This window comes from Streptomyces sp. ADMS, from assembly GCF_033441795.1.
Lineage (GTDB): Bacteria > Actinomycetota > Actinomycetes > Streptomycetales > Streptomycetaceae > Streptomyces.
Window position 1 is genome coordinate 24058 of the sequence record NZ_JAVFVX010000066.1, and the last position, 20343, is coordinate 44400.

General features: G+C 71.6%; 15 protein-coding genes and 1 pseudogene. 6 read left to right on the forward strand and 10 right to left on the reverse strand.

What is annotated here, in order from left to right:
* Position 1: 1 nt before the first annotated feature.
* The gene (locus RB628_RS25955) at positions 2-2827 is read left to right on the forward strand and encodes a helix-turn-helix transcriptional regulator (RefSeq protein ID WP_318322925.1); all 2826 of its coding nucleotides are present in this window, start codon (positions 2-4) and stop codon (positions 2825-2827) included.
* A 320-nt stretch (positions 2828-3147) separates the two neighbouring features.
* The gene (locus RB628_RS25960; RefSeq protein ID WP_318322926.1) at positions 3148-3939 is read left to right on the forward strand and encodes a serine protease; all 792 of its coding nucleotides are present in this window, start codon (positions 3148-3150) and stop codon (positions 3937-3939) included.
* Between the two features lie 131 nt (positions 3940-4070).
* Here RB628_RS25960 and RB628_RS25965 read toward each other — a convergent pair whose 3' ends face one another.
* A complete protein-coding gene (locus RB628_RS25965) occupies positions 4071-5273 on the reverse strand; it encodes a winged helix DNA-binding domain-containing protein (protein WP_318322927.1) in 1203 nt (400 codons plus the stop codon).
* 384 nt (positions 5274-5657) lie between these two features.
* On the opposite strand from RB628_RS25965, the gene RB628_RS25970 reads away from it, so the two are divergent.
* The 3 genes from RB628_RS25970 to RB628_RS25980 all read left to right on the forward strand — a co-directional run bounded on the left by RB628_RS25970 (position 5658) and on the right by RB628_RS25980 (position 9815).
* Positions 5658-8684, forward strand: a complete 3027-nt coding sequence (locus tag RB628_RS25970) for an SdrD B-like domain-containing protein (RefSeq protein WP_318322928.1) — start codon at positions 5658-5660, stop codon at positions 8682-8684.
* 107 nt (positions 8685-8791) lie between these two features.
* Positions 8792-9343, forward strand: a complete 552-nt coding sequence (locus RB628_RS25975) for a hypothetical protein (protein ID WP_318322929.1) — start codon at positions 8792-8794, stop codon at positions 9341-9343.
* Between the two features lie 19 nt (positions 9344-9362).
* Positions 9363-9815: a Dyp-type peroxidase domain-containing protein gene (locus tag RB628_RS25980; protein ID WP_318322930.1), complete on the forward strand. Its 453-nt coding sequence runs from the start codon at positions 9363-9365 to the stop codon at positions 9813-9815.
* Here RB628_RS25980 and RB628_RS25985 read toward each other — a convergent pair.
* The 6 genes from RB628_RS25985 to RB628_RS26010 form a co-directional block, all read right to left on the reverse strand.
* On the reverse strand, positions 9730-10530 hold the full coding sequence (locus RB628_RS25985; RefSeq protein ID WP_412180721.1) for a L,D-transpeptidase family protein: 801 nt from the start codon (positions 10528-10530) through the stop codon (positions 9730-9732). The two genes, RB628_RS25980 and RB628_RS25985, sit on opposite strands and share 86 nt — an antisense overlap.
* Before the next feature lie 119 nt (positions 10531-10649).
* On the reverse strand, positions 10650-11243 hold the full coding sequence (locus RB628_RS25990; protein WP_318322931.1) for a hypothetical protein: 594 nt from the start codon (positions 11241-11243) through the stop codon (positions 10650-10652).
* 4 nt (positions 11244-11247) lie between these two features.
* Positions 11248-12120 (reverse strand): carbohydrate ABC transporter permease, encoded by an 873-nt coding sequence (locus RB628_RS25995; RefSeq protein ID WP_318322932.1) that lies wholly within the window; start codon positions 12118-12120, stop codon positions 11248-11250.
* Positions 12117-13061: a sugar ABC transporter permease gene (locus RB628_RS26000; RefSeq protein ID WP_318322933.1), complete on the reverse strand. Its 945-nt coding sequence runs from the start codon at positions 13059-13061 to the stop codon at positions 12117-12119. The genes RB628_RS25995 and RB628_RS26000 overlap by 4 nt, the downstream gene beginning before the upstream one ends.
* Positions 13058-14389: an ABC transporter substrate-binding protein gene (locus tag RB628_RS26005; RefSeq protein ID WP_318322934.1), complete on the reverse strand. Its 1332-nt coding sequence runs from the start codon at positions 14387-14389 to the stop codon at positions 13058-13060. The genes RB628_RS26000 and RB628_RS26005 overlap by 4 nt, the downstream gene beginning before the upstream one ends.
* A 107-nt stretch (positions 14390-14496) precedes the next feature.
* A complete protein-coding gene (locus RB628_RS26010) occupies positions 14497-15771 on the reverse strand; it encodes a cytochrome P450 (RefSeq protein WP_318322935.1) in 1275 nt (424 codons plus the stop codon).
* A 274-nt stretch (positions 15772-16045) separates the two neighbouring features.
* Here RB628_RS26010 and RB628_RS26015 point away from each other — a divergent pair, with 274 nt between their 5' ends.
* Entirely contained in the window at positions 16046-16486 is a 441-nt protein-coding gene (locus RB628_RS26015) for an SRPBCC family protein (protein WP_318322936.1), read from the forward strand.
* A 157-nt stretch (positions 16487-16643) separates the two neighbouring features.
* Here RB628_RS26015 and RB628_RS26020 read toward each other — a convergent pair whose 3' ends face one another.
* The 3 genes and pseudogenes from RB628_RS26020 to RB628_RS26030 all read right to left on the reverse strand — a co-directional run.
* Positions 16644-17801: an XdhC/CoxI family protein gene (locus RB628_RS26020; protein WP_318322937.1), complete on the reverse strand. Its 1158-nt coding sequence runs from the start codon at positions 17799-17801 to the stop codon at positions 16644-16646.
* Between the two features lie 56 nt (positions 17802-17857).
* Positions 17858-18128 (reverse strand): annotated as a pseudogene (locus RB628_RS26025) (NCS2 family permease); the annotation flags it as partial.
* 274 nt (positions 18129-18402) lie between these two features.
* The coding region (locus RB628_RS26030; RefSeq protein ID WP_318322938.1) for a molybdopterin cofactor-binding domain-containing protein at positions 18403-20343 on the reverse strand (1941 nt) is incomplete at its 5' end.

A 20343-nucleotide genomic window follows, 5' to 3' on the forward strand; every position in this document is an offset into this window, starting at 1 on the left:
GGTGACCGTGCGACGGGACTTCCAGGAGTCTGGCCGAAGCCGCTCTGACCTGCTCATAGGCCGGGACGAAGCACTCACAGGGGCGCGCGAGCAGCTTTCGCGCGGCGGCAGCGTACTGCTGCACGGACCCGCCGGAATAGGAAAGTCGACCGTTCTGCGGACATTGGCCGCCGAATACGGCGAATCCGCACGGACCGTCTTGCGCTGCTCCGCCACCGAGTCCGAATCGCATCTCCCGTTCCTCGCGCTCGCCGATCTTCTGGGCCTGGTCCTCGACGAGGTGTCCGGCCAGTTGCCCGTCGCGCAGCGTGTCGCTCTGGAGTCGGCGCTCACCGGCCGCGGCGAGTCCACGCTCCAGCGCGACGGGCTCGCACTGCGGTTGGCCGTGCTGTCCGCGCTGCGCGCACTGGCCGCCAAGGGCCCCGTCCTCGTCGTCGCCGACGACCTCCAGTGGCTGGACACCGCGAGCACCGAACTGCTCGGTTTCGCGGCCCGCCGCCTGGGCGACGACCCCGTCCGGATGGTGTTCGCGGGGCGGACGGACGGACAGGAGTACGACCGCTATCTACGCGCGTCCACACCCGACACCCTGGCGGTCCGGGTGAACCCGCTGACCCACTCCCAGGTGGCCGCGCTCCTGGACCACCGGGGCTACGGCGGCCTCCCGCGTTCGGCCGTGCGGGAGATCCACCGCACCAGCGCCGGCAACCCGCTGTACGCCCTCGAACTGGGCCGGGCCCTGGCCGAGAACCCCACTCCCCCGCGCCCGGGCGAACCGCTGCCGGTGCCCACCTCCCTGCGCGCGCTGGTCCTCAGCCGACTGGAGATGCTCTCGGACGACGCCCGCCGCACCCTCCTCGTGGTGAGTGCCGGTGCCCGCCCCACCCTGTCCCTGCTGCACGCGGCCGGCCGGGAGAACGCCGGAGCGGAGACCGCCCAGGCCGCGGCCCTCGGACTGCTGGCGACCGAGCCGGAGGGCCCTGCCGTACGGTTCGCGCACCCCCTCGTCTCGGCCGCGCTGTACGCGGAGGCCAGTGCCCAGGAGCGCCGGGCCGCGCACGCCGCGCTGTCCACGGCCGCCTCCGACCCCATCGAGCGGGCCCGGCACCTCGCCCTGGCCACCGAGGGCACGGATCCGGAGGTGGCCGCCCGGCTCGCCGAGGCCGCCGCGCTGGCCCGGGACCGCGGGGCGCCTTCGGTGGCCTCCTCGCTCGGGCTGCTCGCCGTCCGGCACACTCCGGCCGACAGCGTGCCCAGCCCGGACGAGCACCGGTTGCGGGCCGCCGAGGACGCGATCACCGCCGGTGACCTGGATCTCGCGCGGGACATCGCCCGCCAGGTGCTCGCCCGGACCGCTGTGCCCGAGGACCGGGTACGGGCCTGGATCATCGTGATCGACACGGCGGGCCACGCCATGACGGAGGTCGACGCAGTCTTCCCGCAGGCGCTGGCCGACGCGGGTGACGACCCCCGGCTGCTCGCCCTGATCCACTACCAGCTGGCCTGGCGGGCGCTCCTCGTTGAGGGCGACTTCGCCGAGAGCCGCGAGGAGGCCGCGCGCGCGTCGGAGCTCGCCGCGCGGGGCGGCGACCGGCACACGGAGCTGATGTCGCTGTCCTTCCAGGCCCATACCGAGACCCTGATGGGCCACCCGGACGCGCCCGCGACCATCAAACGCGCCCTGAAGGAGCCCCAGGACCCGCGAGTCACCGTCCATCACAACGGCATCGGTTCGGTCCGCTTCCGCTGGCTGGTCATGAGCGACCAGCTGCCCGAGGCGCGGGCCACCATCACCACCCTGCTGCGCGAGGTGCGCCGGCGGGGATCGGTCGAGAGCGAGGTGCACTTCCTGCGCGGCCTGGCCGAGACCGAGCTGCGCTGCGGGCACTGCGGCCGGGCGCTCGACCTGGCCCGGGAGAGCCTGCGGCTGGCCAGGGACACCGGCATCGGTGAGGTCGCCTCCGCGATGCTCGCCGCGCTGGCCGAGGCGTCCGGCGGCGATGTGGACCGGGCGCTGGCGCTGGCCAAGGAGTCCGTCGAACACGCCGAGGAGAACGGCGACCTGATCTATCTGTCCCGGGCCCAGGCAGCCCTGGGATACGCCCGGTTGGTGGCCGGCGACGCGCCGGGCGCGGTGCAGTCGCTGCGCCGGGCACGGGAGTTGGAGCACGATCTCGGCGTCGACGACCCGGCGCGCGGACGCTGGCAGGGCGACCTCGCGGAGGCGCTCGTCCGCGTCGGCGAGACCGACGAGGCGCAGGAGGTCATCGACGTGTCGCGCGCCCACGCGCTGCGGCTGGGCCGGGAGAGTGTGCTGGCGGTGCTTGACCGGGCCGAGGCGCTGGTGCGGGCCGCGCGCGGTGAACACGAGGCGGCTCTCGCCCAGTTGACGTCCGCGCAGGACCGACTCGCCAAACTGGGCTACGGACTTGAGGAGGCGCGCGCCGCACTCGCCCTGGCCGAGCTCCGGGCCGCCCCGGCCGGACCGGCGCAGGCCCCGACGTCGTACGACGAGGCGGCACGTCTGTTCAGACGCTCGCGCGCGCTCCCCTGGCTGCGCCGGGTGGACGCGGCCACCGTGCCGACTCCCGCGCCGCAGCCGCTCGTACAGCAGCCGCAGGCCGCCGCCGCGCTCGACGGGCTCGCCGCGATGGAACGTCAGGTCGCGGCGCTCGTCATGGAGGGTGCGACCAACCGCGAGATCGCCGGACGCCTGTTCATCAGCGTCAAGACGGTCGAGGCGACACTCACCCGGGTGTACCGGAAGCTGGGGATCCGGTCTCGGGTGGACATCGTCCGACTGGCGGCGGGACGCCACACCAAGTAACGCGCGCATACCGGTCGTACCGCTTCCACGCACGCCCCGCGCACGCGCCGTAGCCGCTCCCACACGGGTGCCGTACGGCCGGGCGCCTGCGCGGAATCCATCCTTGCGCTCTCACCGTACCGCGCCGCCGACGTCGTACGACCGAGGGTTTTCCCTCCCCAACTCCCCTAGGGGGTTCCCTCATTGGGTGGGCCCTTATCCGGCTCCTACCTTGTGGATGTGCCGCTCGCCGGGCACACGGGACAGCACCACCGCCCCGTGAACCAACCCCCACACCCGCGCGTCCCCCCACCGGCAATCCCCCCCCAAGAGGAGAACCCATGTTCGGGCTCGCCCGTGCAAAGAAGGCCGCCGCAGTTCTGGTGGCCACCGCTGCCGCCGCGTCGACCGCGCTGATCGCAGCCCCCGGCGCCGTCGCCGCGCCCCAGCCCATCGTGGGCGGTACGACGACCACCGCGTCGGCGTACCCGTACGTCATGCAGATCACGGACTCCTCGCAGAACCAGTTCTGCGGTGGCACCCTCGTCTCGGCCACCAAGGTCGTGACCGCCGCCCACTGTATGGTCGGCGAGACGACCAGCAGCGTCAGAGTCGTCGGCGGCCGTACCTACCGCAACGGCACCAACGGCACCGTCAGCCGGGTCACCGGCATCTGGATCCACCCGAGTTACACCACCGCCACCAGCGGCGAGGACGTGGCCGTGCTGACCCTGGCCACCTCGATGCCGTACACCACGGCGTCGTACGTCACCTCGTCGCAGACCGGCGTGTACGCGGCCGGCACGACCGCCCGCATCATCGGCTGGGGCACCACCTCCTCCAACGGCAGCTCCTCCAACCAGCTGCGCACGGCGACGGTCCCGACCGTCTCCAACGCCAGCTGCACCAGCTCGTACGGCTCCAGCTACGTCGCGAGCGACATGGTCTGCGCCGGATACACCTCCGGTGGCGTCGACACCTGCCAGGGCGACAGCGGCGGCCCGCTGATGATCGGCGGCGTCCTGGCAGGCATCACGTCCTGGGGCGAGGGCTGCGCCGCGGCCGGCTACCCCGGGGTCTACACCCGGCTGACCACCTTCTCCAACCTGGTCGCGGCGCAGGTCGCGTCGTAGTCACCAGCGGTACAGCCACCACAGTCTCCTGAGCACCCCTCAGGTGAATGCCAGGGGGCGTTGCGGACCGGCCACGAGCGGTCCGCAGCGCCCCCTATCCACGTCGTGCCGCCTCTGCGTGAGGGCCGCCCTCATCCGCGTACGACGGTCCCGAACCGGATGTCGTACGCCGTTCCCGCGTGCAGCACCGCGAGCATCCGCTCACCCTCCTCGACGACCGCTGCCCGCTGGTCCCTGGTGAGCCCGCCGAACGGCTCGACGGTGAGCGTGCCGTCCGCGAGGCGCCACAGGCCCGCGAGGAGGCCGTCGACGAGCAGGACGCTGTGCGCCTGATTGCCCGTCCAGGTACGGCCCCTGAGATCGGCGGGGACGACGCGGGTGCGGTCGGCGTGCGAGAGGAGCAGGTTGTCGAACTCGGGCAGGAAACGCGGCGGGGCCGGGGTGTCCGGGTCGGGGCGGGGAGCGTCGGGGAGGTCGAAGAGCTCGGTGCCGCGTTCGTCCCGGAAGGTCAGAAGCCGCGGGCGGAGGCGTTCGAAGGCGTCACGCAGCCGGGTCAGACCGGCCCAGATCTGCATGTCCTTCACGGAGGCCGGGCCGAAGGCGGCGAGATAGCGCAGGACGGTCGCGTCCAGGGTCGGGGCCGGGTCCGGGTCCGGGTCCGGGTCCGGGTCCGGGCCGGCGGAGCGGCCGAGCCAGTGCTCGGCGGTGGTGAGGGCGACCTGGCCACTGCGGCCCCACAGGCCGCGCGGGGTGACCTGGACGAGCGGGAGCCGGCAGCGGGCCGCGACGGCCAGGGACTGGGGGTCGGCGTCCGGCCATTCGACGAGAAGCGCCTCGCGCAGCTGCTTCATCGTGCGTGGCTCCGCCTCGACGAGGTCACGGGCGAGGGCGGTGAGCCGGTCGAGGTCGACGCCCACAAGTCCCTTGCGGAAGTGGGTGAGTTCGCGGTCCCGGGCGGACTGGACGAGTGGTCGCAGGGTGAGGCAGTCGTCGGCGGTGTGGGTGTGGATGGTCGAGCGAATGGTGACGATGCGGACGGCCTCACGGTCGGCCATCAGCCGGGACAGTTCCTCGGGGGCGAACCCGTCGAGGCGGGCGGCGAGGGCGTGGTACGGGGGTTTCACGTTCTGCGCCTGGAGACCGAGGAGGTGCGCGAGGGCGTCCTGGGCGGAGATCGGCGACCGGGCGAGGAGCAGTTGCCGGGCGAGGGTGGCGCGGCCGAGGGCGCGGGGGCCGAGGACGGGGGCCGAGGCTGCCGGGGCCGACCCGGGACTCGTCGTCGCGGCGGCTGTCGAGGTCGTCTTCGCCGTGTTCTGCTTCGCCGTGTTCGCCATGTTCCGCACGCTAGCTCCGCTTGCGGACAGTTTCTGTCCGCAAGCCCCGCGACCCCCGACCCTGAGCCGCCAGGCCCAATGGGGCGTGTCATCGGGAAAGTGCGCCAGAGACCGCCGACGGACTTCAGGACCGATCCCGTCTCCCGCCAAGACCCCGCGCCGCTCGGCATCGCGGCACTCCGCGCCCGTCACGGACGGGACTGCGGGACGCCATGTGGCCCCAGAACCCTTCAGCCAACCGGTCTGACAATCCTCCATTTCCTCCGAACGGGCCGATTCGATCTTCTTCACCGTTCCTATACATAGCTCGATGGGGTGTTCGCTTTACGAGACGAGGACACAGTGTTCAGAACAGAACCAGGCACCGCCGCCTCGCGCCGGCGCGTGCACGACGCTCCGCCGGGACGGCGGAGACGGCTGGCCGGTCTGACCGGTCTGACCGGTCTGAGTCTCGCCCTGATCGCGACCGGTTCACCGGCCGTCGCGGTCACCGGGCTCGGCCCGCTCGGCGCGACCGCCCGGGCCGCCGCTCCCGGCGACGGCACCGTGACCGTACGGGTCGTCACCGAGGTGGACGCCGACGGCGCGTACGACGGCATGCTGGAGCCGGGCCTCGCCGGCGTCCAGGTCAGCCTGACGGACGACGCCGGCACCGTCCGGAACCGGACGACCGGGGCCGACGGCACCGCCACCTTCGCGGCCTCGTCCGAGCGCACCGTCGGCAGGTACCGCGTCCAGGTCACCAACCCGGACCCCGACACCCTCTCCCCCGCCGTCGCGGGCCCGGGCACGGGCGCCGGCGTCATCCGCAGCAACGTCGGCTTCGTCGATGTGTCCGGCGGTACGAACGTCACGTACACGACCGGCTTCTGGGAGCCCGGCGTCTACTGCCAGGAGAACCCGAACCTGGTCAGCTGCAACCTCACCAAGGGCGACGCCCCCGACACCCACAAGGGCCTGGTGTCCTTCGGCGGGGGCTTCACCGGCGAAACACCCGACGCCAGTGTCACCCAGCTGACCGACAACACGAAGCAGCAGGCCGTGTTCGGCATCGGCGTGGACCGCACCGGCAACAAGTACATGGGCACGCTGGTCAAGCGGCACACCGCGTACGGCCCGGCGGGCAACACCAACACGATCTACCGCCAGTTCGGCACCGACACCACCGTCGACACCTTCGTCACACTGCCCGGCACACTCACCGCGCACGAGACCACCGGCAACTGGCTGCACGACGACGCCGTCTACGGCAAGGTCGGCCGCGAGGGCATCGGCGACGTCGACGTCTCCGGTGACGGCAGGACGCTGTACGCGGTCAACCTCAACGACTCCAAGCTGTACAGCGTGGCCATCCTGGGCTCCGGCGAGACCGCGAGACCCGGCACGCAGACCGCGTACGACATCCCGAGGCCGAGGGCCTGCGCCGGCCAGTGGCACCCGTACGGAATCGGCGTGCGCGGCAAGCGCGTGCTGGTGGGCGGGGTCTGCGGCGCCGAGACGAGCGTCACCACCGACCTCCCGTGGGGCGACCCGACGCAACTCAGCGCGCACGTCTACGAGTTCGGCAACGGTGCGTTCGGCGAGATCTTCACGCACTCGCTGGACTACCAGCGTGGGTGCGCCTACCGGTTCATCGGTGCCCCGCCCGCCGCCTACCGCTGCACCAAGCCGTCCACCGTCGGCCAGGTGATGAGCGCCCAGTGGGAGGCCTGGAACGAGCGGGTCCCGGGCACGGAGACGCATTCCTTCGTCTCCGCCCCGCAGCCCATCCTGTCCAACATCGAGATCGCCGACAACGGCGACCTGGTGCTGGGCTACCGCGACCGCTTCGGCGACATGACCGGCACCGCCACGTTCGCCCACAACAGCACGGCCCGTCCGCTGGTGACCGGCATCGCAGCGGGTGACGTACTGCGCGCCTGCAGGTCGGGGAAGACCTACACGCTGGAGAACAACGCCTCCTGCGGTTCGCTGACCGGCGACAAGCCGGGCAACGGCCAGGGCCCGCGCAACGGGGAGTTCTACGACGACTCCACCCGTGTGGGCCCCGACGCCACCACGATCGACGCGGTCCACGACCAGATCACCGAGGGCGGCACGGTGCTCCAGCCGTACCGCGACAGGGTGTGGAGCACGTCCTACGACCCGTACGGCGCCTTCCAGCAGGGCGTTCGCCGCTGGACCGCGGACAACGGCGCGAGCGTGGGCAACCTGCTCATCCAGGCGACCTGGAACAACGACCTCGCCCTCCGCCAGAACCTCTTCGGCAAGGCCAACGGTCTCGCCGACCTGGAACTCGTGTGCGACCAGGCGCCCGTGCAGATCGGCAACCGGGTCTGGTACGACTCGAACGGCAACGGCATCCAGGACCCGTCCGAGCCGCCCGTCGCGGACGTCGTCGTCACACTGACCCCGCCGACCGGACCGCCGCTGACCGCCACGACCGACGCGAACGGCGAGTACTACCTGGGCACGCAGGAAGGCCTGGCGCCGAACACGACGTACGCGACGACCTTCGACCACAGCGGCATCGACCCGTCGACGCTGCCCGGCTCCCCGGCCATGGCCGAGCTGAAGTGGACCCGGCAGGGAGCCGGCTCCAGCCGTGCGCTCGACTCGAACGTCGACTCGGCGGGCCGGACCGCGGTGGCCGTCGGCGACCCCGGCGACGTCAACCACACGATCGGCGCGGGTCTGGTCGGTCAGGTCGGCGAACTGGGCGACCGCGTCTGGCACGACACCAACGGCAACGGCATCCAGGACGCGGGCGAGCCCGGTACGAAGGACGCCCCGGTCGAGCTGGTCGACCCCGCCACGGGTGACGTGCTCAGGACCGCCACGACGGACGCGAACGGGAAGTACCTGTTCACGGATCTGCCCGACGGCCGCTACAAGGTCTGCTTCCGCAGCCCGCGCGGCTACCTCTGGACCAGGCAGAACGCGGGCGCGACGGGTGACGACTCGGTCGTCGACACGACCAGCGGCTGCTCCCCCGTGGTCACCCTCGGCCCGGGCAACCGCCAGGACCTCACTCTCGACGCGGGCCTGGTCAGGGGGTTGGCGCTGACGGTCGTCAAGACCGACAAGAAGACCGGCAAGCCGCTGCGGGGCGCGGTCTTCCAGCTGTGGCTCGACAGCAACGGCAAGTCCGGCCTCCAGCGGGGCGGCCCGGGCAGGGACCGGATGGCCGGCGACTGTGTCACCGGCGGGATGGGCAGGTGCTCCTTCGACGACAACCGCGTCGGCGCGTACCACCTCGTGGAGAAGGACGTCCCCGAGGGCTACGTCCTGCCGGACAACCCGGTCTTCGGCCCCTACCGTCTGACCCTGGCGAACGGCACGGGTACCGACGGGCTGATCGTGGGGATCACCAACAAGCGGGGGGAGCCGTGCAAGGGCGACAAGTGCTGACGCCCTGCCCAGTGGGGTGACGGCCGCGCACCCGGGAGGGTGACGCGGGGCGGGCCGCGTACCGGTGTCGACCGGTACGCGGCCCGCCCGCATGTGGAGACGTCACCATGCGACGCATCAGGAGTGGCACGACCGAGAAGACACGAAGGGTACGGCGGACCTGGTGGGCGGCGGGTGTCCTCACAATGGAGGTCTGTGGCGGCGGTCTCCTGCTCACCGGCGGCGGCGATCCCGGCCCGCGGCCCCTCTCCGCCGACGAGCCCCAGCGCATGGCCCTGGCCCGCTTCCACACCTACCGGGTCAGTCCCTCGGAGATCACCGTCCGCGCGGCCTCGGGCGACGGCTCGGCCGTGGTGCGCGCCGTCGCCGACCATCGCAGACACCGGGCGGTCGGGTGGTACGAGGTGACGGGCGCCGGACGTCCGGACGGCGGCCTGCTCGCCTGGGACCGCAGCGGGCTGTCGGTGGCCCGGGAGGGCGGTGGCGGAGGTACGGCGGCCAACGGGGCGGCCGCCGGGTCCGCCCCGTACTCCACGGCTCCCGCCGAGCGGGCGCTGCGCGCGGCCGGGCAGCTGAAGCCGGCCTCGTGGACACGCCGCGCCTTCCGCGCCGCCCCGCGCGGCCCGCCCGCAGGGCGGACTGGTCGGTCACGCCGGTGAACAGCGGGCCGTTGGCGAGGTGGTTGCGGACGGTCAGGTTCTCCACGACGGAGCCCGCGCCGGGCACGGTGATGCCGTTGGCCCGCTCGAACTCCCCGTCGACGACCACCCGGGAGCCGTCGAGACCGCGCAGCACGATCCGCGCCTGTACGACGACGTGGACATCTTCGCGAAGACCCCGCAGGGCCGGTACGTCATCCCGCTGCGGTCGCACGTACGGGCGGCCGGTCCACGGCTGGACGCGGGCGCGCGGATGCTGCGCCGGGGCTACGGCTACGACGCCGGGCCGGACGACCGGGGCCTGCTGTTCGTCGCCTTCATGCGGGATCCCGTGCTGTTCGCGCGCGTCCAGCACCGGATGACGGCGACGGACGAGCTGAGCCGCTTCACCGAGCACCGGGCTTCGGCGGTGGCGTACGTCCTTCCGGGTGCCCTTCCGGGCGAGGACCTGGGGGAACGGCTGCCGGCCTGACCGCGTCCACCGGCCTCAGCCTGCGCTCCGTGCCCGGCTTCACGCCCCACACGTACACGGCGTCGTCCTGGACGAGGGTGTTCCACAGTCGCCGGGCGTCGTCGAGGCGCAGGTTGACGCAGCCGTGGGAGCCGCCGGAGAACAGGTCACCGGGGGTGCCGTGGAAGGCCTGGCCGTCGCTGAAGAACTGGGAGTAGGGCATGGGCGCGTTGTCGTACAGGTCGGAGTAGTGGTCGAGCACGCGCCAGTAGACGGTGTACCAGCCGGTCCGGGTCTCGTAGCCGTCGCGCCCCGAGCGGACGGGCACCGGCGCGTACACCACCCGGCTCCCGGACTGCACCCACATCAGCTGCCGGGTCAGATCGACACAGGCGATGCGGTACGTGCGGACAGGGCACTTTCCGGCCGCGTTCGGGTCGGCTCGGGCCTCGACGACCAGCATCGTGCGGTAGGTCGTGAGGCCCGCGTAACCGTCGGCGGGCCGCACCCCGTTGCGGCTCTGGAAGGTGCGGACCGCCTCGCAGTCGGCGGGCGTCTGCCGGCCGTCCACGGTCAGCTTCAGATGCTCCTCCAGCTCGCGCTGGTAGGGGCCGGTGCCGGCCGCGCAGGCCTCGGGCGCGGGTACGGCGTCGGCCGTGGCGATTCCCGTCGGTGCCAGCGCCCCGAGGAGGAGCCCCAGGGCCACCGCCGATGCCGTACCTCGGGATCTCGCCACAGCGCCTCCTCAGCGGGCCGGCATGCGTCCTCCTTTCAGAGATACGTCACTTCGGTGGGGCGGGGCCGGTCGGACTAGCCCGTGCGGGTGCGCGGGCGGCCCCTCGCCTCTCAGCTCTGTCAGTCCTGTCGCCCCCTCAGGTCGATCGCCGTGACCGCCATCGCCAGCGGTCCCGGGGCCAGGAACGCGAGCGGGAGCAGCGTCCAGGCGCACAGGGCCGCCGTGGCCAGGGCGAGCAGGACGAGGGCGCTGCCGCCCGGGTCTCGGAGTGTGTCCCGCGCGGCGGTGCGCACGGCGGCCGGCCAGTCGGTGAGCGACTCGGGGCGTCCGCAGGCGCGCAGGCCGGTCACGGCCGCGTACGCGGCGATCACGGCGGCCACGGCCGCGAAGGCCGGTCCGCCCGGCAGGCCGGTGCGGGCGAGCGCCAGGTCGGCGAGCACGAGCAGAACGCCCATCACGGCGGCGAGCCCGGCGAGCAGGTCTCCGACGCGCAGGCGCTGCCGCAGCAGCCGAAAATAACGCCCGGCGGTGACCGGGCGGTCCTCCCGGGTGCCGCGCAGGACCTCACAGGCCGTGGAGAGCGCGGCGGGGGCGGTCAGCAGCGGCAGGCTCGCCACGGCCGTGGCGAATCCGACGCTCAGGACATCCGCGAAGAGGGTCATGCGCGGGCCGAAGATCTCGCCCGGCTCACGGGTCGTACGCATGCCGCTCATCGCTTCACCCCTTGATCCCGGAGTTGGCCATGCCCTCCACCAGGAACCGCTGGAAGGCGAGGAAGAACAGGACGATCGGCAGCAGCGCGATCACCGACATGGCGAACATCGGGCCGAAGGCGGACGTGCTGGACGCGTCCACGAACGACCTGAGCGCCAGGGTGAGCGTGAACTTGTCCGGCGAGAAGAGATAGATCAGCTGGGTGAAGAAGTCGTTCCAGGTCCAGATGAAGGTGAAGATCGCGGTGGTGATCAGCGCCGGGCGGGTGAGCGGAAGGATCACCAGGAAGAAGGAGCGGAACGGACCGCAGCCGTCGATGCGCGCCGCCTCCTCCAGCTCCCTGGGCAGTCCGCGCATGAACTGCACGATCAGGAAGACGAAGAACGCCTCCGTGGCGAGGAACTTGGGCAGGATCAGCGGCCAGTACGTGTTCACCATGCCGAGCTGGTTGAAGATGATGTACTGCGGGATCAGCACCGCGTGGTGCGGCAGCATGATCGTCGCGATCATGAACGCGAAGAGCGGGCCACGGAAGCGGAAACGCAGGCGCGCGAAGGCGTAGGCCGCCAGGGAGCAGCTGAGTACGTTACCGAGGACCGCGCCGCCCGCGATCAGCAGGGAGTTGGTGAGCAGGCGGGTCACGGAGACGTCGTTCACGCCGTCGAGGGCGGTCTTGTAGTTGGACCATTCCAGGTGGCTCGGCAGCAGGTCGAGGCTGGCGATGACCTCGTTCGCGGGCTTGAGGGAGGTCGCGAGCAGCCAGGCCAGCGGGTAGAGCATCACGAGGAGCGCGGCCAGGCAGCCGAGGTGCAGGATGATCCGTTGCCAGGCAACGGGCTTGCCCACGACGGGAGTTGGTGGTGCGGTGGTCGTCATCGGACGCCCCCTTCGGTGTCGGAGGCGTAGAAGACCCAGGAGCGCGAGGTCCGGAACAGTACGGCGGTGACGGCGCCGATGACGATCAGCAGCACCCAGGCCATCGCGGACGCGTAGCCCATGTGGGAAGCGACGAAGCCCCGGTCGTAGAGGTAGAGCGTGTAGAAGAGCGTCGAGTCGGCGGGGCCGCCCTTGCCGCCGCTCACCGCGAAGGCGGGGGTGAAGACCTGGAAGGCCTGGATCGTCTGGAGGACCAGGTTGAAGAAGATCACCGGGGACAGCATCGGCACGGTGATGGAGAGGAACTGGCGCCATCTGCTCGCGCCGTCCACCTCGGCGGCCTCGTACAGCTCCCCCGGGATCTGCTGGAGTCCGGCGAGGAAGATGACCATCGGCGCGCCGAACTGCCACACCGTCAGCAGGGCAACGGCGACCAGCGCCCAGCCGGGCTTGAAGATCCAGCCGCCGGTGCCGAAGAGGTTGTCGACGGTGCCGCCCTCGTTGAACAGCGCCCGCCACACGAGGGCGACGGACATCGAGGCGCCGAGTAGCGAGGGGGCGTAGAAGGCGGAGCGGTAGAAGGCCCGGCCGCGCTTCATGTTCTTCAGCGCGAGGGCGACGACGAGGGCGAGTCCGAGCTGGAGCGGGACCGCGATGGCAACGTAGGTGAGAGTCGCGCCGACCGACCGCCAGTAGCGCGGGTCCTCGGTGAACATCTGCGTGTAGTTGCGCAGGCCCACCCAGTTCGGCGAGTTGAACAGGTCGTAGTCGGTGAAGGAGAGGTAGAGCGAGACCGCCATGGGGAGCAGGGTGAGCAGACAGGCGCCCAGCACCCAGGGGGACAGGAACACCCAGGCGGCGCCCTCGCGTTGGCGTTTGGGCCGTTTCACGGGGGCCGCCTTCACGGTACGGGCGGGGGCCGGTATCTCGGTGGTGGTCATGACCGCAGCTCCGCCTTCGCCTCGGTGACGTAGTCCTGGGCCGCCTCGCGCGGCGACATGCGCTCGTACGACACCTGGTCGTAGTCGCGCTGGAAGGTGGTCTGCAGGGCGCTGTCGCCCGAGGGGGGCGCCTGGGGCGGGGTGTCGAGCCGCCCTTCGAGGGTGGCCTGGTAGGCGTAGATCGTCTTGTCGAAGTCCTTGAGATCCGGCGCGAGTTCCTCGCGGATCGACTCGTTGACGGGGATTCCCCGGGTCGCGCCGAGGATCGCCGCGGCCTCGCGGTCGTTGAGCATGAAGTCGACGAGCCGGGCAGCCTGTTCCGGGCTGCCGGTGTCGGCGGCGATGCCCATGAACATGGAGGGCTTGAAGTACTGACCGGGGGTGCCGTCCGCGCCCGACGGCATGGGGGCTAGGGCGATGCCGTCCGGGATCAGGGCGAGGTAACCGCTGGCCGGGGCGTCCCAGTTCATGTCGGAGAAGGCCTTGCCGCGGCCGAGCGGGGTGTTCTCGACCGTGCCGTCGAGCTGGGTGGTCTGTTCGGCGGGCGAGACGACACCCTCGCGGCGCAGCCCGTCGGTGAACGTCCACCAGCGGGTCAAGTCGTCCACGGTGAAGCCGAGTTCTTGGTCCCTGGTGTAGAGAGACCTGCCCTGGCCGCGCAGCCAGACCTCGAAGGAGTCCTCGCTCTGCCCGGGGTCGGTGCCGCCGGGTTTGCCGGTCTTCTCCTTCAGCACTCTCATGGCGTCGGCCCATTGGTCCCAGGTCCAGCCGCCGTCCGAGGCGTCGGCGGGCGGCTCAAGGCCCGCCGCCTTCCACTGCGTCGGGTCGTAGACGACGGTCTCGGTGCCGCGTCCCTGCGGAACGGCGTACTGCTTGCCGTCCAGCCTGCCGGTGGCGAGCAGCCCGGACTCGAACTCCTCTGTCTTCAGAATGCTTTGCTGTGTACCGAGGTCGAGGAGCACACCACCCGAGGCGTACTGGTCGATCATCCGGTAGTCGAGCTGCATGACGTCGGGGGCGTCGCCGCCGGCCGCCTGGGTCGCCAGCTTCTGCTTGTAGGCGTCGTATCCGGCGAACGAGGTCTGTACGTCGACGTCCGGATACTTCTTCTCGAAGAGGTCGACCGCCGCCTGGGTCCTGGCCGCCCGGTCCGGGTTTCCCCACCAGGTGTAGCGCAGGACGACCTTGCCGCCCGCGCTCGTCGAGCCGTCCGGGCCGGAGCAGGCGGTGAGTACGGCACACAGGGCGACGGCGAGACCTGCGGCGACGGCCGCCTTGCGGGACCGCCGGGACTTCCTCGTCTTGTGTCGCGTCGTGTTTCCGGGCATGAGTGGGTCACCCCTTTCGCTAGAAAGCGCTTCCACCCCCCTCGGACGACGACCCTAGGGAAGGTCCGGATGTCAGAACAAGACCCGTGCACCGGTCACCCGGTTTGTCACCAGGTCAGATGCAGGCTCTGCGGAGAGCGGTGGATCATCGACGGGCGCATCGCGACCGGGTGGTCCCCTGCCAGCCGCAGGCCCGGCAGGCGGCTGGTCAACTCCGCCAGGGTGAGCCGGAGTTGTTCGCGTGCGAGCTGGGAGCCGGGGCAGGCGTGGGCGCCGAAGCCGAAGGCGAGGTGACGGACCGGGGTGCGGGTGATGTCGAACTCGTCCGGGCCGGGATGGCGGGCACCGTCCCGGTTGGCGGCGCCGAAGGCGACGAACAGGGTTGCCCCGGCAGGGAGTTCGGTGCCCGCGAGGGTGACCGGGCGGGTGGTGACGCGGCGGAAGCCCTGGACCGCCGCGTCGTACCGGGCGGCCTCCTCCACGGCGGCCGGGATCCGGTCCGGTTCCGCGCACAGCAGCTCCCACTGGTCCGGGTGCCGGAGCAGATGGAGGACCGTCGTGCCGATGAGCGCGGTGGTGGTGAGGTGCCCGGCGATCAGCAGGTTCTGGAGGTGGGAGGCGACCTCGTGACGTTGGTCGAGGGTGAGTTCGGCGCCACCGTCACCGCCGCCGGGGGCGGTCACGGACGTGACGATCTCCGTACAGAGGTCCTCGCGGGGTTCGGCGTGCCGGGCGCGGGCGTACCGGTCGAGGATGTGCTGTGTCGCGACCACGTCCTGGGCGACGGCGAGCTGTTCGTCCTCCGGCAGGGGGCGGAAGAGGAGTTCCTCGGCACGGTAGCCGCCGTGCACTACGGCCGGAATGTCGACGGGATCGAGTCCGACGATCCTGCCGATGACCTCTCCGGGCAGGCAGCGGGCGTATGCGGACATCAACTCCACTTGCCCGCCCTTGTGTTCACCGGCGTCACCGTTCACGAACGCGTCGACCAGGGCGGCGGCCCGCTCGGCGGCGTACGGCACGACGGCGGTGACCCGGGCGGGCGAGAGGCCCCTGACGATGGGGGCGCGCAGTTCCTGGTGCTGGGCTCCGTCCGCGCCGACGACGACGGGCCGCCCGCCGAAGCCGCCGCCGAGTACGGCGAGCGCGGCCGGCGACGGCATGACGTCGGGGCGCAGCGAACCGGCCGAGCAGAAGTCCTCGGCGCGCCGCAGCACTTCGCGGACGTCGGCGTCCCGGGCGACCAGCCAGGCGTCGAGTCCGGCGACGAAGGTCAGCCCCTGGGCGTCGCGGGCACGGGCGTAGTGCGGATAGGGATCGCTCTTCAACTCGTCGAGTCTGTCGTGCAGTTGGTCGAGCGTGTTGTGCGGTCGACTTTCCACGCGGTGCCCTCCGGCCGGGGTGCGGGTCACGAATCGCGAGGTCGCGCCCATGCTGCCGTACCCGGCTCGGAGGCGGAAGCGGTCCTCGGGGCACGGTCTCGCCCCGGGGCCCACCGCTCCCGTCGCGGCGCGACCCGCAACGCTCCCACCGGTGTCCGGCGTACGTCTCCTCGCGAATGGCCGCCTGGGGCTATGGATATGGGTCCGCTGTGAACACGGGCCCCGGGACCCCGGAATGCGCTGTGCCGCCCGCCGGGTTCCCTACGATCGTGCCGTGGTCAACTTCCTCCTCGAACGTACGGTGCCGCTCCCCCTCGACGAGGCCTGGCGCCGGCTCACGGAGTGGCCCCGCCATGCCTCCGTGGTCCCCCTGACCCGCGTCACGGTTCTCACGGACCCGCCGACCCACGAGGGCACGGTCTTCGTCGCCCGTTCGGGAATCGGCCCCCTCTCCTTCGACGACCGTATGGAGGTCACCGTCTGGCGGCCCCCGACGGACGACACTGCGGGATTGTGCCGCCTGGAGAAACGCGGCCGGGTCGTCCTGGGCTGGGCGGAGATCGAGGTGCGCCCGGGGCCGGGGGGCCGCTCGCGGGTGATCTGGCGTGAGGAGTTGCGCGTACGCCTGCTGCCGTCGCTGTTCGACCGGCCGTTGCAGGGGGCGGCGCGGTATGTGTTCGGGCGGGCGGCGAACCGTCTGCTGCGGATCAACTGACGGATGTCGGGACCAGCTCCCGGTGCCGGCAGCACCGCGCGTCGGGGGGAAGAGGAGACGGTGGCAGCGGGTCACTTTCCGGACCCGGCACCCTGGTGACCCGCGGGTCCGCCCGTGGAGTCCAACCCGGCGGTCCGCGGCCGAAGTCCGACTGACGTCAGGCCACCGACGCGATCCGCCCCGCCGGTACGGACGCCGAGGTGACGTCGTGGTGGATCGGCGTGTGCGCCCCGGTCAGGGAAACCCCGCTCCCGCCCCGCCGGTTGGCGACGATTTCCGACGCTATGGACAGCGCCGTCTCCTCTGGCGTACGGGCACCGAGGTCCAGCCCGATCGGTGACCTCAGCCGCGCCAGCTCCAGTTCGGTGACGCCGACTTCACGCAGCCGCTCGTTCCGGTCCAGGTGGGTCCGGCGGGAGCCCATCGCGCCGACGTACGCCACCGGCAGCCGCAGTGCGAGCCGGAGCAGGGGTACGTCGAACTTGGCGTCGTGGGTGAGGACGCACAGGACCGTACGGGCGTCCACAGCGGTCCGTTCCAGGTACCGGTGCGGCCACTCGACGACGATCTCGTCCGCCTCGGGGAAACGGGCGGGTGTGGCGAAGACCGGGCGGGCGTCGCACACCGTCACGTGGTAGCCGAGGAACTTGCCGATCCGGACCAGCGCCGACGCGAAGTCGATCGCGCCGAACACGATCATGCGGGGCGGTGGCACCGACGACTCGACCAGGACCGTGACCGGCGCTCCGCAACGAGAGCCCTGCTCTCCGGTCTCCAGGGTGCCGGTGCGGCCCGCGTCGAGAAAGGCGCGCGCCTCGGCGGCCACCGTGCGGTCCAGTTCGGGGTGGGCGCCGAAGCCGCCCCCGTAAGAGCCGTCCGGGCCGACGAGCAGGGCGCGGCCGAGCAGTTCTGCCGGGCCGGAGACGATCCGCGCCACGGCCGCCGCCTCCCCGCTCGCGGCGGCGGCCAGAGCCGACGCCAGGACGTCACGGAGGGGCGCCGACGCCCGTACCGGCGTCACCAGGATGTCGATGACGCCGCCGCAGGTCAGACCCACGGCGAACGCGTCGTCGTCGCTGTAGCCGAAGCGTTCGAAAACCGACTCGCCGTTCGCCAGGGCCTGTTGGCACAGCTCGTACACCGCGCCCTCCACACAGCCGCCGGAGACCGAGCCGATCGCCGTGCCGTCGGCGTCCACCGCCAGGGCGGCACCGGGCAGGCGGGGCGCGCTGCCGCCCACGGCCACCACGGTGGCCACGGCGAAGTCACGTCCCTGCTCGACCCACCGGTGCAGTTCTTCGGCGATGTCCAGCATCTCTCGGTCTCCTTGGGCAGTGGTCGGGTGCGACGGGCGGCTGGACACTGGTGGACGCCCATGAGGAGCGTGGTGACGGCTGCCGCGAGGGCGGTGGCGTGATGAGCGCCTGCTGCGTGTTTCCCGCCGCGTCCCTGCCGGAGAGGATCAGCGGGTTGAGAAGCAGGATGTACGCCATCGCCATGAAGGTGGTGATGCCACCGCGGATCTCCCGGGCGAGGGTGGAGCCGCGCGGGGTGATGTGGAAGTAGGCGTCAGTAAGGACCGGCCGGACTGGGGGCCCGGGTCCTCCGCGGGGGTCCTGGGCTGTGCCGACTGCTGGGTCATGGTGCCGTCTCCCAAGATTCATTGGGGATTGGGAAGGTGCACGACCCGGGGGACGGCCCGAGGCGAACGTGGTACTCGCGGTGTGCGTGGTCGGTGCGGGTGGCTGGTTCGGTTCGCACGGTTTCCCGCGCCCCTGAAGACAACGGCCCCCGGGCCGAAGAGCGCGGGCCGCAGCCCCTGCTCTTCGGGGTCGCGGAACCGCGCGACCAGCCCCCCACGGGACCCGCACCCGCCGACGAACCGAACCGCCCGAACTCAGGGGCGACCCGAACGACTACGCCGTACCCGTGAGGTGTTCCGGACGTACCGGTGTCCTCGTGAGCTCCAGGCCCGTCGCGTTCCGGATCGCCGCCAGGACCGCCGGAGTCGACGACAGGGTCGGGGCCTCGCCGACGCCTCGGAGGCCGTACGGAGCGTGGTCGTCGGCGAGTTCGAGGACGTCGACCGGGATGGTCGGGGTGTCGAGGATGGTGGGGATCAGGTAGTCCGTGAAGGACGGGTTCCTCACCTTGGCCGTCTTCGGGTCGACGACGATCTCCTCCATGACCGCGATGCCGAGACCCTGGGTGGTTCCGCCCTGGATCTGGCCGACCACCGACAGCGGGTTGAGCGCCTTGCCCACGTCCTGTGCGCAGGCCAGCTCGATCACCTTCACCAGGCCCAGTTCGGTGTCGACCTCCACGACCGCCCGGTGCGCGGCGAACGAGTACTGGACGTGTCCGAAGCCCTGGCCGGTGCGGAGGTCGAAGGGTTCGGTCGGCCGGTGCCGCCACTCCGCCTCGACCTCGACGGCCTCGTCGCCCAGGACGTCGACCAGGTCGGCGAGGACCTCGCCGGCGTCGGTGACGACCTTGCCGCCCTCAAGCAGCAGTTCCGCCGTGGCCCAAGCGGGGTGGTACGAGCCGAACCTGCGGCGCCCGGCCTCCAGCACCTTGTCGCGGACCAGCTCGCACGAGTTCTTGACGGCTCCACCGGTGACGTACGTCTGCCGGGAGGCGGAGGTCGAACCGGCCGAGCCCACCTGGGTGTCGGCCGGGTGGATCGTCACCTGGGTGACGCCCAGCTCGGTGCGGGCGATCTGGGCGTGGACCGTGACCCCGCCCTGCCCGACCTCCGCCATCGCCGTGTGGACCGTGGCCACCGGCTCGCCACCGACGACCTCCATACGCACCCGGGCCGTCGAGTAGTCGTCGAAGCCCTCGGAGAAGCCGACGTTCTTGATGCCGACCGCGTAGCCGATGCCCCGGACCACGCCCTCGCCGTGAGTGGTGTTGGAGAGGCCGCCCGGCAGCTGGCGTACGTCCGCCGCCTCGCCCGCCGTCAGCCACTGCTGCTCCGGTGGGAGGGGCATCGCCTTGACACGGCGCAGGAGTTCGGCGACCGGGGCCGGGGAGTCGACGGCCTGGCCGGTGGGCAGCAGCGAGCCCTGTTCCATGGCGTTGAGGCGGCGGAACTCGACCCGGTCCATGCCCACCGCGTCGGCGAGCTTGTCCATCTGGGCCTCGTAGGCGAAGCAGGCCTGGACCGCGCCGAAGCCGCGCATCGCGCCGCAGGGCGGGTTGTTGGTGTAGAGGGCGATGCAGTCGATGTCGACGTCGTCGACGACGTACGGGCCGGCGCCGAGCGAGGCCGCGTTGCCGACGACCGCCGGGGAGGCGGAGGCGTACGCGCCGCCGTCGAGAACGATCCGTGCCCTGAGGTGGGTCAGCTTGCCGTCCTTGGTGGCCCCGTGCTCGTAGGAGAGCTTCGCGGGGTGCCGGTGGACGTGGCCGAAGAAGGACTCGAAACGGTTGTAGACGATCTTCACTGGTTTGCCGGTGCGTAGCGCAAGCAGGCATGAGTGGATCTGCATCGACAGGTCCTCACGGCCCCCGAACGCGCCGCCGACACCGGACAGCGTCATCCGGACCTTGTCCTCGGGCAGGCCGAGCACGGGCGCGATCTGGCGCAGGTCGGAGTGCAGCCACTGGGTGGCGACGTACAGGTCGACGCCGCCGTCCTCCGTGGGGACCGCGAGGCCCGACTCCGGGCCCAGGAACGCCTGGTCCTGCATGCCGAACGTGTACTCGCCGGTGACGATGAAGTCGGCGCGTGCGCGGGCGGCTTCGACGTCGCCGCGGACGATCGGCTGGCGGTGGACGATGTTCGGGTGGTCGACATGGCCGACGTGGTGGTCGGTGCGGTTGTCGTGGAGGAGGATCGCGTCCGGCGCGGT

Bases quoted from the DNA above. Each gene is read 5' to 3' on its own strand.
- RB628_RS25960 (WP_318322926.1), top strand. From the start codon at position 3,148: ATGTTCGGGCTCGCCCGTGCAAAGAAGGCCGCCGCAGTTCTGGTGGCC.
- RB628_RS25965 (WP_318322927.1), bottom strand. From the start codon at position 5,273: ATGGCGAACACGGCGAAGCAGAACACGGCGAAGACGACCTCGACAGCC.
- RB628_RS25995 (WP_318322932.1), bottom strand. From the start codon at position 12,120: ATGACGACCACCGCACCACCAACTCCCGTCGTGGGCAAGCCCGTTGCC.
- RB628_RS26000 (WP_318322933.1), bottom strand. From the start codon at position 13,061: ATGACCACCACCGAGATACCGGCCCCCGCCCGTACCGTGAAGGCGGCC.
- RB628_RS25975 (WP_318322929.1), top strand. From the start codon at position 8,792: ATGCGACGCATCAGGAGTGGCACGACCGAGAAGACACGAAGGGTACGG.
- RB628_RS25990 (WP_318322931.1), bottom strand. From the start codon at position 11,243: ATGAGCGGCATGCGTACGACCCGTGAGCCGGGCGAGATCTTCGGCCCG.
- RB628_RS26020 (WP_318322937.1), bottom strand. From the start codon at position 17,801: ATGCTGGACATCGCCGAAGAACTGCACCGGTGGGTCGAGCAGGGACGT.
- RB628_RS26005 (WP_318322934.1), bottom strand. From the start codon at position 14,389: ATGCCCGGAAACACGACGCGACACAAGACGAGGAAGTCCCGGCGGTCC.